Genomic DNA, 12342 nt, shown 5'->3' with positions numbered 1-12342 from the left:
AGTGTTTTAAAGTCCAAGTATCTTCTTCAACTGCTCTTTGTCGATATCCTCACCTGCAAAATCATCAAAGCGTTTTTGTGTAGCCTCAATAATATGTGAAGCGATAAAAGGTGCGCCTTCTCTAGCTCCTTGCTCAGGACTTTTTACACAACATTCCCACTCCATCACTGCCCAAACGTCACAACCGTATTCTGTGAGTTTTGTAAAAATAGTTTTAAAGTCTATCTGTCCATCTCCCGGAGAGCGGTAACGCCCAGCGCGATCTTGCCAGTCACTATAACCGCCAAAAGTACCACGCTTCCCATCTGGTTTAAACTCAGAATCTTTTACGTGAAAGGCCTTTATAAACTCGTGATAGTGGTCTATGTATGCGATATAATCGAGTTGCTGTAGTACAAAGTGACTTGGATCATATAAAATATTACAACGCTTGTGATTACCTGTAGCTTCTAGAAAACGCTCAAAAGTCACTCCGTCGTGAAGATCTTCACCGGGATGAATCTCATAAGCCACATCTACACCACACTCATCATAAGTATTGAGTATAGGTAACCAGCGTTTGGCTAGTTCTTCAAACCCCATCTCAACAAGTCCAGCAGGACGTTGTGGCCAAGGGTGCATTGTATGCCAAAGCAGCGAACCACTAAACGTCGCACTCACATCAAGACCTAGATGTTTACTTGCGTGTGCTGCGCTTATTACTTGCTTGCGAGCCCACTCAGTACGCTTCTTTGGATTGTTTTTACAATCGTCTGGAGCAAAATTATCAAACATCAAGTCATAAGCAGGATGTACTGCAACCAGTTGCCCTTGTAGGTGTGTAGAGAGCTCTGTAATCTCAAGCCCATAGTCATTTACTTTACCCTTAAGCTCATCACAGTAAGTTTTACTCTCTCCAGCTGTGGTGAGGTCAATTAATCGGTTTTCCCAAGTTGGTATTTGTATTCCTTTATACCCAAGGTCTGCTGCCCATTTACACAATCCGTCTAGTGAATTAAATGGTGCTTTGTCATCCATAAACTGGGCGAGAAATACTGCGGGTCCTTTTATTGTTTTCATTGGATATATTTTTTTCATTCTCGCAAAGGCGAGAATCTTTTTAGTTGTTGTTTTTTACGCTTTCGCGAAAGCGCACTTATACTACTCTAGGTCTACCCACACATTCCCATCACGATGAGATTGTACGGCTTTCTCTATAAAATTCATTCCTCGTACACCATCTGTCATCCCCGGAAACTCGCCCGAATTGTAGTCTTCTCCACGTATTGCCTTTGCAACACCTTTATAGATATTACCCATCGCGTCAAAAATTCCTTCTGGGTGTCCCGGAGGTAATTTTGTGCCGTCTAGCGATAGCGCACTGTTATAAGCGTGGCCTGGTTTAAGCACGCGCATAGGTTGTCCATCTTCTAGTAAATAGAGATAGTTAGGGTTTTCTTGCTCCCACTTGAGACCTGCTTTTGTACCATAAACAGCTACGGTAAAGTTGTTCTCCTCACCTGTTGCTATTTGACTAGATCGCAATACACCTTTTGTGTATTCATCTAGCCGTAGTAATACGGTGCCGTCTATATCCATCTCATTATCTGCATACAGATGGTTGAGGTCTGCAAGTACAGATTTAATTTTTTTGCCAGTTACAAACTCTAGCATCTGGTAAGCGTGAACGCCTATATCGCCAAGACAGCAAGAAATTCCCGATTTTTCAGGCATCAAACGCCAGGTGCTATTGCGTTGCTCTTTGTCGTGTATGAGGTTATTAATCCAGCCTTGATAATACTGCGCGTCTACTTTTTGTATCTCGCCTAGTTCTCCATTTGCTATCATTTCCCTCATTTGGCGAACCATAGGGTAGCCTGTGTAGGTATGCGTAAGTCCAAAGACGTTGCCATTCTTCTTTTGAATAGCCTCAAGCTCTAGCGCCTCTGCGTGCGTCATTGTCATAGGCTTCTCACAAATCACGTTAAAGCCAGCTTCTAGAAGCTGTTTTGCCATCGGGAAGTGTAAAAAGTTAGGCGTTAGTATAGATACTACTCGCATACGCTGGTCTGCTGGGAGTGCTGTTTCCTTTTCTACAAGCTCCGTTAGATCTTTATAAATACGATCTGTCGGGATGCCTATTTGAGTAGCAAATTCTTTGCTTACCTCAATATCTGGGTTAAAAGAACCACCTACTAGCTGGTATGCGTCAAACATACTTGCCGCTACGCGGTGTAACACACCTATTAAACTATCTCCGCCGCCACCTAAGACGCCCCATCTTATTTTATTGCTCATTGTGTTGTGTTTTTATTTTTTAATTATATCAAGTAAATATGCTTTTCTAAGAAAAGTCCGCCCTTTAGGGTAGGGGAAAGACTTTTTAAGACTTTGCTACTACTCCGTATATTCAATTTTCTCACTCTTAAATAACAGTGCAAAAATCACAAATACTGCTGCTGCAAAAATCGCTGGGAATACCCATACTGAGTTCCAGTCGTGACCTTCACCTATAATGTTTGCGTCTGTGATCTGACCAGCAATGTAAAAGCCTATTAACATCCCTACACCGTAAGTAGCAAGTGTGATAAGTCCTTGAGCGGCACTTTTAATTTTTGGTCCAGCTTTGCTGTCTGTATAAATTTGTCCAGACACAAAGAAAAAGTCATAACAAATTCCGTGTAAAACAATACCTGTAATAACCATAAAGAATAAATCTCCCGTGTTACCATAAGCGAACAGTAAGTAGCGCAATGTCCAGGCGAGCATCCCTACAAGGATGGTTTTCTTAAACCCAAATTTCTTAAAGAAAAATGGTAGCAAGAGCATAAATATTATTTCAGATGCTTGACCTAAGCCGGTAAATGCTGTCGAATCATCTACGCCAGATTCTAATAGAAATGGGCTTAAATTTTGATAATAAAAAGCAAGCGGGATACAGATCAGTACTGAAGAAATAAAGAAGACTAAAAAATTTCTGTCTTTCAAGAGACCTATAGCTTGTAAGCCTAGTATGTCAGATATTGAAGCCTTTTCTCCTTTACTACTTGGCGGAGTTTTAGGAAGTGTGAAACTAAAAACTCCTAGTACTGCAGAAGCAATAGCAGTCATAATAAATGTGTTAGAAAGCATACCATTTGCAGCATTTACGGGCGAATCCCAAGAAAAAGCAAAACTGATTAACGATGTTGCTAGAATCCATCCCACAGTTCCCCATACGCGAATGAATGGAAAGTCCTTTGATGGGTCTTTCATCTGGTTAAATGCAACCGAGTTTACTAGCGCCAGTGTAGGCATATAAGCAATCATATACCCTAAAACATATGGATAGAAAACAGCCGAGTCTGTTGCTTGTGACATCAAATACATAAGTACGGCACCTATAATATGTAATACTCCCAGAATGCGCTCTGCATTAAAAAATCGATCTGCAATAAGACCTATAATAAATGGTGCTATAATGGCTCCCCAAGATTGTGTGGAAAAGGCTTGAGCTATCTCAGCCCCTTCAGCTTTCAGGTTATTCCCCATAAAAGAACCTAAGGTTACAAACCAGCCTCCCCAGATAAAAAACTCGAGAAACATCATTAGGGATAATTGAAACTTAGTCGTTGATTTCATATTGCTTATTTAAGATTGTCTATTGATTTTTGAACTAGTGCTTTAGTAAGAGCGATACCTTCTTTTGGATCTTCTAGTGGTCCTTCATATTCTGTACCCACATATCCTTCAAAACCACTATCGGCAACGATTTGCATTAATCGTTGATAGTCTAATTTTGTCTCATTACCATTTTCATCAAAGTTATATGACTTTGCAGACACTCCTTTTGCATAAGGCATCATTTCTTCTATTCCTTTATAAGTGTCATATTCTAAAACACAAGGCGCACCCCAACGTTCTCCACCTTCACGTTTTACACAAAAGTTTCCAAAATCTGGTAAGACACCTACTGTTTCCATATTAACCTCTTTCATCACAGCAACAAGCTTTTCTCCATCACTAGACCATCCTCCGTGGTTTTCTATAATTACGTTTACGCCTACTTCTTTACCGTAAGCTCCTAGTTCTTTAAGAGATGCTACAGATAGTGCGTGCCATTTTACAGGATCTAGCTCTCCAAAGAGATTTGCCCTTACCGAGTGTGCTCCCATAAGTTTTGCAGCATCCATCCATATTTTGTGATTTGCAATAGCTTCTTCTAGTTTTTTAGGATCTGGATCTGCTAGTTCACCAGCGTGATCCACCATAATAAGAACGTTATCCATTCCTGCAGCATTTGCCTTAGTATTAAGGTCGTTTGCAAGTTTCATTACACGTTCTTTGTAATCTGTCCCTACTTCAGCAACAGATGGATATAATTGTGTCACATATTCTACTCCGGTAAAACCAAGATCTTTGGCAATTTGCGGGAATTCCATCGGGTCCATAGTACCGTCTTGAAACGGTTTGTGAAGAGACCATTGAGCGAGGGAATGTTTGTAAGAGGGCATATTTTCTTTAGAAACTTCTTTTTCCGCTTTCGCGAAAGCGGAATTCTCCTCTTTTTTTACCTCTTCTTTACAAGAAATAAGTACAAAAGCGCATAAAAAAGCGCCTAACAAATAATTTTTCATAAGATGAATTTTAAATAAGACTAGAACTATAACGTTTTCGCCTGTCATTTACTGTTAAATCTAGTGTTTGACTAAGGTAGTCTTTTTTAGATATTCACAAAAAACAACTTAAAATTTATATATTTGGTAACCTATATCCCAATAAATTTTCATTAATACATTTTATGGTGAATACAGCTAACGAAAACGAAATGTACGACGCAATCGTCGTAGGCTCAGGAATCTCCGGAGGATGGGCAGCAAAAGAATTATGTGAAAACGGTATGAAAACACTCATTTTAGAGCGTGGTCGTATGGTAAAGCACATTGATGATTATCCTACAATGCACAACGACCCTTGGGACAATAAATTTAAGGGTAGTAATCCTCGCGATATTGAAGCTCGTTATGAGAAACAAGCGCGCACAGGTTACGTACATCAGGCAGATAGTCGTCACTTTTTTGTAGATGACGTAGATCACCCGTACAATGAGACAAAACGTTTTGACTGGATACGTGGGTACCACGTAGGAGGGCGTTCTATTATGTGGGGAAGACAGAGTTATAGACTGTCTGATATAGATTTTGAAGCAAATAAAAAAGAAGGCATAGCTGTAGACTGGCCAGTACGTTACAAAGATATCTCACCTTGGTATGATAAGGTAGAGGAGTATATCTCTGTATCTGGAGAAAAACTAGGTCTTGATGTATTACCAGACGGAAAGTTTTCTCCTCCTATGGAGCTTAACTGTGTAGAAGAGGTTCTTAAAAAGAATATGGCCGAAAATTATAAAGACGGTCGTCTTCTTACTATAGGTCGTGTGGCGCATATCACAGGTTCAAAAACCTATGATGGTCGTTCTGCTTGCCAGTTTAGAAATCGCTGTATGAGAGGATGTCCTTTTGGAGGATATTTCTCAAGTAACTCATCTACACTTCCAGCTGCAGAGCGTACAGGAAATATGACATTACGTCCATTTTCTATCGTAACAGAAGTTATATATGATGATGCTACCGGTAAGGCTACCGGAGTTAAGGTGATTGATCAAGAAACAAATGAAAAGTTAGAGTTTAAATCTAAAGTCGTTTTCCTTTGTGCATCTGCTATAGCATCTGCAAGTATACTTATGCAATCTAAGAGTGACCGTTTCCCTAATGGTATGGGTAATGACTCTGGAGAGCTAGGGCACAACTTAATGGATCACCACTTTAAAGCGGGAGCTACTGCAAAGTGGGATGGAGATCTAGATAAATATTATAAAGGACGTCGCCCTAACGGGATTTACATACCTCGTTTTAGAAATATAGGAGGAGTAACAGACCAAAAAACCTTTAAGCGTGGTTACGGTTATCAAGGGGGTGCTGGTCGTGGTGATTATCAACCTCAAATTGCAGAGGCAGGATATGGCGCAGGACTTAAAAAAGCAATTCAAGAACCAGGAGGATGGACAATAGGTCTTATGGGCTTTGGAGAGTGTCTTCCTTACCACGAGAATAAAATGACCCTAGATTATAATGATCTTGATAAATGGGGATTACCTAAGGTAAACTTTGATGCAGAGTGGAAAGAAAACGAGTGGGAAATGCGTAAGGATATGATTGCAAGTGCAAAAGATATGCTTAAAAATGCCGGCTTTAAAGATATCCAGACTATGGATGACCCAAGTGCACCAGGTAACGGAATACACGAGATGGGAACCGCACGTATGGGTCGTGACCCAAAAACATCTGTTTGTAACGGTAATAACCAGCTACACGCAGTACCTAATGTATATGTGACAGATGGAGCGTTTATGACCTCTGCAAGTTGTGTAAACCCATCACTTACTTATATGGCTTTTAGTGCACGTGCTGCAAATCACGCTGCCGCTCAAATTAAAAAAGAAGCATAAGATGAAAAGAAGACAATTAATAAAAAACTTAGGATTAGGTGGAGTGGCGCTCGTTGCAACACCTACAGTATTAAGCCTATTACAAAGCTGTAAAGCAGACGGGCCAGTTTTTGAACCTGTGTTTATTAATAACTCACAAGGTAAAGCGCTTCGTCATATTGTAGATCTTATCATCCCGTCAGACCAGGCGATACCAGGAGCTGTAGATGTAGGTGTGCATAAATTTATAGATAGCTACTGGAATGAAGTAATTACTTTAGAAAATCAAGCCCAACTTAAAGGAGGTTTTGATGCGCTAGAAAATAGATTGCAAGATGCAACTGGTAAAACTTTTGAAGATGCAGAGGCCGAAGATTATGACAAGCTACTAGCCAAATATCTAAATGCTTCAAAAGAACAAGAAGAGGTCTTTAATAAAAGTCTAGGAGAGTATTACCAAGCATACCAGAGAGACAAGACGGTAAAGGTAGATCCAGATGCTGGTGCTTTTAGTTTACTACAAAACGTAAGAGGTATGACTATCTGGGGGTGGAAAACTTCAGAAGAGATAGGAGAAAATGTACTTGCTTATGAACCTATACCAGGACAGCAAATAGGTTGCTTGCCAGTAGAGGAAGCAACAGGAGGAAAAGCATACTCACTGTAATTATATGGACAGAAGAAAATTTATACAAAAAGGAGCTCTTACGGGTTCCTTTTTAGGTTTAGGGACCGTAGGTATACACGCTATGGATGCGGTTGTGAGTGATATCGCTTTCGCGAAAGCGGAAAAAGAACCCCACACTTTTAATCTTAATTATGCCCCGCACATAGGGATGTTTAAAGAGCTCGCTGGCGAAAATGTTATTGATCAGCTCAACTTTATGGCAGATCAAGGCTTTACCGCCTTTGAAGATAATGAGATGCGCAATCGCCCCATTGCCGAACAAGAAGCAATAGCAGAGGTGATGCGTAGGCGTGGTCTTACTATGGGCGTTTTTGTGGCTCATAAAATACACTGGACAAAGCCAAACCTAGCGAGCGGAAAACAAGAATGGCGTGACGAGTTTCTGGCAGATATTAAGAGCTCTATTGAGGTAGCAAAACGTGTAAATGCAAAATGGATGACCGTGGTACCTGGTCACGTAGACTTGCGTCAGAATATTGATTTTCAAACTGCAAACGTAGTAGAGAGCCTTAGACAAGCAAGCGCCTTACTAGAACCACACGGCATTGTGATGGTGCTAGAGCCACTCAATTTTAGAAATCACCCAGGACTCTTTTTATCTAAGTCACCACAAGCATATCAAATTTGTAAAGCTGTAAACAGTCCGTCGTGCAAGATTCTTTTTGACATCTACCATCAGCAAATTCAAGAAGGAAACTTAATCCCAAACATTGAGCAGTGCTGGGACGAGATTGCTTATTTCCAGATAGGGGATAACCCAGGACGTAATGAGCCTACCTCTGGTGAGATTAACTACAAAAATGTATTTAAATACATACACAGTCGTGGTTTCAAAGGAGTTTTAGGAATGGAACACGGTAACAGTAAAGAAGGAAAAGAGGGCGAGCAGCGTGTAATAGATGCGTATGTGGAGAGTGATGGGTTTTTGTAAATCTGTATATTTAATAATAATACAATCAGAATCTCTTCGTTTGATAACGGAGTGTGTAGGATTTACTACTTTTACTCAAAACCCTAGCAAATGAGTTCATCTTTTGAAAAATACCAGAAAAGACGATTAATTACCTCCTATTTTTCGGTGGTGATTAGTATTGCTTTGGTTCTTTTTCTGTTGGGAATTTTGGGGTTACTAGTCCTTAATACCAAGAAGGTAGCAGATTATTTTAAAGAGACTATTGCCGTAGGTGTTTACTTTAAAGACACTGCAAAAGATGTGGAGATGAAACAGCTAGAGAAAACACTTTCTCTTGCAGCGTACACAAAATCTATAAAATTTGTTTCAAAGGAAGAGGCTGCGGCAGCTCATAGTGAAGCCTTGGGAGAAAACTTTGTAGATTACCTTGGGGAGAACCCGCTTCAAAATAGTATAGACTTATACCTTAATGCAGATTATGTATCTGCAGAGAAGGTAGAAGAAATAGCAAACGAGATTGCATCAAAAGACTTTGTAGAAGAAGTAACTTATGATAAACCTCTCATATCATTACTTAACGATAATATCAAAAAAATAAGCCTGTGGATACTTATTATCTCTGGCATATTTACGTTTATCGCTGTGCTACTTATCAATAGCTCTATACGACTATCTGTGTATGCAAAGCGTTTTACAATAAAGACAATGCAAATGGTAGGTGCGACAAAACGTTTTATAAGACGTCCCTTTGTATGGAAGAGTGTGCGCCTCGGGATTATAGGCGCGCTTATCGCTATAGCAGGTATGGCAGGAGTGCTGTATTATGCAAATAAGGCATTCCCGCAACTCACATTACTAGATGACCCGCTCATACTAGGAGCATTATTTGGAGGTGTGTTTTTAATGGGAATACTCATTACTTGGTTTAGTACCTTTCTGGCAACACAACGTTTCTTAAATTTGCGCACAGACGAGCTATACTACTAGCCGAATTACTAGATGTATTATGGGAGAACAAAAACGTAAAGAAGTATCAAAACAAACTACCGAATTTATATTTGGGAAAAAAAATTTTACGTGGATGCTTATAGGCCTTGGAGTTATAGCCTTAGGTTTTATACTTATGTCTGGAGGAGGTAGTGATGACCCTAATGTGTTTAACCCAGAGATTTACTCTTGGAGACGCATACGTCTTGCCCCAGCAGTAATACTTATAGGTTTTGGTATAGAAGTATATGCCATCTTATTAAATCCTAATAAAGGTAAGTAACACTTGCCGCTTGTAACTACAGTTTTATCTTTGCCCTATGAATAATCTTGACGCATTTATCCTTGGTGTCATTCAAGGACTCACTGAGTTTTTACCTGTTTCATCTAGTGGGCACCTCGAGCTAGGTAAAGCTATACTAGGAGATACTTCTGTACCAGAAGAGAGCCTTATGTTTACCGTAGTGGTACATTTTGCAACAGCACTTTCTACCATTGTAGTCTTTAGAAAAGATATCATAGAAATTTTAAGCGGATTGTTTTCATTCAAGTGGAATGAAGAAACACAATTTTCGGCAAAAATCGTTTTGTCTATGATACCTGCAGTTATTGTAGGGCTCTTTTTTGAGGAGCAACTAGAAGCACTTTTTGGTGGAAATATTATGCTTGTAGGCTGTATGCTGCTTGTGACAGCTGTACTACTATACTTTGCAGATAGAGCAAAAGACACTCAAAAGAATGTAACTTTTTCTAATGCATTTATAATTGGCGTTTCTCAAGCAGTTGCTATGATACCTGGTATCTCACGAAGTGGAGCGACTATATCTACCTCTGTATTACTGGGTAATGATAAGAGTAAGGCAGCACGTTTTTCATTTTTAATGGTGATTCCACTTATTTTTGGAAAAATTGCAAAGGACCTTATGGACGGAGCAATTACGACTCAAACGGGTAATGTCTCTGTACTAGTGATAGGTTTTATATCTGCCTTTGTTGCAGGACTTATAGCTTGCACCTGGATGATAAAACTTGTGAAGAAAAGTAAACTCTCTTGGTTTGCTATATACTGCCTCATTGTAGGAGTTATTGCGATAGGTTTCTCACTTTATAACTAAGTCTATGTCTAAGATAACGAACCTTACAGATCAAGATTTTAGAGATGGCCAAGTGCTTATTTTTGACAAGCCTCTTGAGTGGACCTCCTTCCAGCTAGTAAACAAAGTGCGCTGGCTTATACGTAAGAACCGAAACATAAAAAAAATCAAAGTAGGGCACGCAGGCACACTAGACCCGCTCGCTACAGGTCTTATGATTATCTGTACAGGTAAGTTTACAAAGCGTCTACACGAGTTTATGGGTCAGGAGAAGGAATATACTGGCACCATCATTCTAGGTGGCACCACGCCTAGTTATGACCTGGAGACAGCCATAGATAAAGAATACCCTACCGAGCATATCACTGAGGAGGATATATACGCTTTCGCGAAAGCGTACCAAGGAAAAATAATGCAACGTCCACCTGTATTTTCTGCACTAAAAAAAGAAGGGAAGCGTCTGTATGAATTTGCAAGAGCAGGTGAGGAAGTAGAAATCCCGAAGCGAGAGATACACATCTCATCTTTTGAAATTACGCGTATTGAAATGCCCGAAGTAGATTTTAAAGTAAGCTGCAGTAAAGGTACTTATATACGATCACTGGCGTTTGATTTTGGAGAAGGACTTAAAAGTGGTGCCCATCTTACGGCGCTTAGAAGAACCAAAATAGGCGATTATAGCGTAGATAATGCACACCTACTAGATGACTTTATAAGAGAGATTACGCAAAGCACTCCTGCCGATATCTAGAGGCGCGTCACCTACGAGCCATAACTTATGGCTTATTTTTTGTAACTTTTAAATACCTATGAAATTATCCCCATCTGATAAGGCACTACTTATTACCGTTTTTGGAGCGAGTTTTCTAGTGCTTGTATTTTTCTTTTTGGGAGTAAAACCGTATCAGGGTGAGATAGCAGAGGAGTTTATAGAAATACCGGTTATTACTCAAAATCCAGAAGAACCGGAGGAAGAAACCAAAACACCTGTACAGCAAAGAACTCGTCTGTCTAATCAAGCACACAACTCAAGTGAATTATCTAAAGCGCTGCAAGAAGAGGACGAGATAAGAAAGGCAATTGCACAGCGCCAGCAAAGCAGTGTTGAAAATCTTAATGAGCGCACAAATAATCAACTCAATGCCCTGCAAGAGGCTAGAGAAGCTGCTCTAGAAGAAAAGAAGAAAGAAGTACAAGCTGCAATAGAGGCAAGGGAGGATGCTAGAGGTATTAAGAAAAAGAGCGCTTACAGACAGAGTACTGTTTCTTATAACTTAGTAGGTCGTACAGCTATTGCTTTACCTAATCCCGTGTATACTTGTGACGCTTTTGGCAAGGTGGTCATAAATATTACTGTAAATGATAAGGGGGTTATTGTAAAGAAAACTTTTAATAAAAATGCTTCTTCAAGTGCAAATGGATGCCTTATAGACCAGGCTATGAAATATTTAAACAGAGCGTACTTTGATAAAGGAACAAAAGCCACACAGCTAGGCAGTGTGACTTTTGATTTTCAAGGATAAGCTTATAATCTATTTTAATAGATGAAGTAAATCTTCTACCGTGTTCTGGCCTTTGTCTTTATTATACCACACTTGTAAATCTTGTTTAAACTCTGGTGTGAGTTTACCGTGAGCTTCTTTATAATCATTTACCATTTTTGTAGCTTCAGATGGACGTGGTCCCCAGTCTCCAAGTACTTCTTGAGTTTCATTGTCAAAGGCAATAAGTCTTGGGATAGACCGACCACCGTTGTATAAAAAGCGATCCATAAGCTCAAGATTTTCATCTCTTAGAATGACCTTAAAATCAATGTTAGGGTTGAGGTCTGCAAACTTTTGCATTACGGGCATTGTTTGAGCCGCGTCACCACACCAGCTTTCTGTTAGTACAAGCCAAGTAGTTTTATTGTCATATTGCTTTATTGCGTTTTGAGCCTCTTCAGACAGTTTTATAGTCTTATCTAGACGCTTCATACGTTTGTGATTGAGCATTGTATAGTTGTGCAATGCCTCTGTGACTTCTGGACCTGTATTTGTACCTTCTAGGGCGTGAGTTTCTGTAAGTACTCTATAATCTTGGTAAGAGATTGCCTCAGAGAGACTTTCTGTTACTAGTTGTGCTGTTGTTTTTTGCATAGTTTCCATAGCCATTATGTCGCAGGCTTTACTACAAACTTACTATCTTTCGAGTTAGAAAAACAAATTGTAACCGT

Annotated in this window: 13 protein-coding genes; 8 read left to right on the top strand and 5 right to left on the bottom strand. The window is 39.8% G+C overall.

Annotation, left to right across the window (positions count from 1 at the left end):
• Nucleotides 1-6 precede the first annotated feature (6 nt).
• From ACJJVM_RS07455 to ACJJVM_RS07440, 4 genes are all read right to left on the bottom strand, one after another.
• Complete coding sequence (locus tag ACJJVM_RS07455; protein WP_035335192.1) at nt 7-1059, bottom strand: sugar phosphate isomerase/epimerase; 1053 nt, start codon at nt 1057-1059, stop codon at nt 7-9.
• Nucleotides 1060-1140: 81 nt separating this feature from the next.
• Nucleotides 1141-2277 (bottom strand): Gfo/Idh/MocA family protein, encoded by a 1137-nt coding sequence (locus ACJJVM_RS07450; protein ID WP_405211263.1) that lies wholly within the window; start codon nt 2275-2277, stop codon nt 1141-1143.
• A gap of 99 nt (nt 2278-2376) precedes the next feature.
• A complete protein-coding gene (locus ACJJVM_RS07445; RefSeq protein ID WP_396597626.1) occupies nt 2377-3600 on the bottom strand; it encodes a nucleoside permease in 1224 nt (407 codons plus the stop codon).
• Nucleotides 3601-3605: 5 nt separating this feature from the next.
• Nucleotides 3606-4595 (bottom strand): sugar phosphate isomerase/epimerase family protein, encoded by a 990-nt coding sequence (locus tag ACJJVM_RS07440; protein WP_405211262.1) that lies wholly within the window; start codon nt 4593-4595, stop codon nt 3606-3608.
• 191 nt (nt 4596-4786) lie between these two features.
• On the opposite strand from ACJJVM_RS07440, the gene ACJJVM_RS07435 reads away from it, so the two are divergent.
• The 8 genes from ACJJVM_RS07435 (at nt 4787) to ACJJVM_RS07400 (ending at nt 11650) form a co-directional block, all read left to right on the top strand.
• Entirely contained in the window at nt 4787-6466 is a 1680-nt protein-coding gene (locus ACJJVM_RS07435; protein WP_405211261.1) for a GMC oxidoreductase, read from the top strand.
• Between the two features lies 1 nt (nt 6467).
• On the top strand, nt 6468-7112 hold the full coding sequence (locus ACJJVM_RS07430) for a gluconate 2-dehydrogenase subunit 3 family protein (protein ID WP_298349919.1): 645 nt from the start codon (nt 6468-6470) through the stop codon (nt 7110-7112).
• Between the two features lie 4 nt (nt 7113-7116).
• Complete coding sequence (locus tag ACJJVM_RS07425; RefSeq protein ID WP_405211260.1) at nt 7117-8064, top strand: hydroxypyruvate isomerase family protein; 948 nt, start codon at nt 7117-7119, stop codon at nt 8062-8064.
• Between the two features lie 90 nt (nt 8065-8154).
• Nucleotides 8155-9033 carry a cell division protein FtsX gene (locus ACJJVM_RS07420; protein ID WP_405211259.1) on the top strand — a complete coding sequence of 293 codons (879 nt, stop codon included), beginning with the start codon at nt 8155-8157 and terminating at the stop codon, nt 9031-9033.
• 19 nt (nt 9034-9052) lie between these two features.
• Nucleotides 9053-9316 (top strand): DUF3098 domain-containing protein, encoded by a 264-nt coding sequence (locus ACJJVM_RS07415; protein ID WP_035326394.1) that lies wholly within the window; start codon nt 9053-9055, stop codon nt 9314-9316.
• A gap of 37 nt (nt 9317-9353) precedes the next feature.
• Nucleotides 9354-10148 (top strand): undecaprenyl-diphosphatase UppP, encoded by a 795-nt coding sequence (gene uppP, locus ACJJVM_RS07410; RefSeq protein WP_035326397.1) that lies wholly within the window; start codon nt 9354-9356, stop codon nt 10146-10148.
• 4 nt (nt 10149-10152) lie between these two features.
• Complete coding sequence (truB, locus tag ACJJVM_RS07405) at nt 10153-10878, top strand: tRNA pseudouridine(55) synthase TruB (RefSeq protein WP_405211258.1); 726 nt, start codon at nt 10153-10155, stop codon at nt 10876-10878.
• A gap of 58 nt (nt 10879-10936) precedes the next feature.
• On the top strand, nt 10937-11650 hold the full coding sequence (locus tag ACJJVM_RS07400; RefSeq protein WP_405211257.1) for a hypothetical protein: 714 nt from the start codon (nt 10937-10939) through the stop codon (nt 11648-11650).
• Between the two features lie 9 nt (nt 11651-11659).
• On the opposite strand, the gene ACJJVM_RS07395 is transcribed toward ACJJVM_RS07400, so the two are convergent.
• On the bottom strand, nt 11660-12274 hold the full coding sequence (locus tag ACJJVM_RS07395; RefSeq protein WP_405211256.1) for a thioredoxin family protein: 615 nt from the start codon (nt 12272-12274) through the stop codon (nt 11660-11662).
• Nucleotides 12275-12342: the final 68 nt, after the last annotated feature.

Origin of the sequence: Dokdonia sp. Asnod2-E02, from assembly GCF_045063915.1 — a bacterium.
GTDB lineage: Bacteria > Bacteroidota > Bacteroidia > Flavobacteriales > Flavobacteriaceae > Dokdonia.
This window is presented reverse-complemented; position numbering and strand designations above follow the sequence as displayed.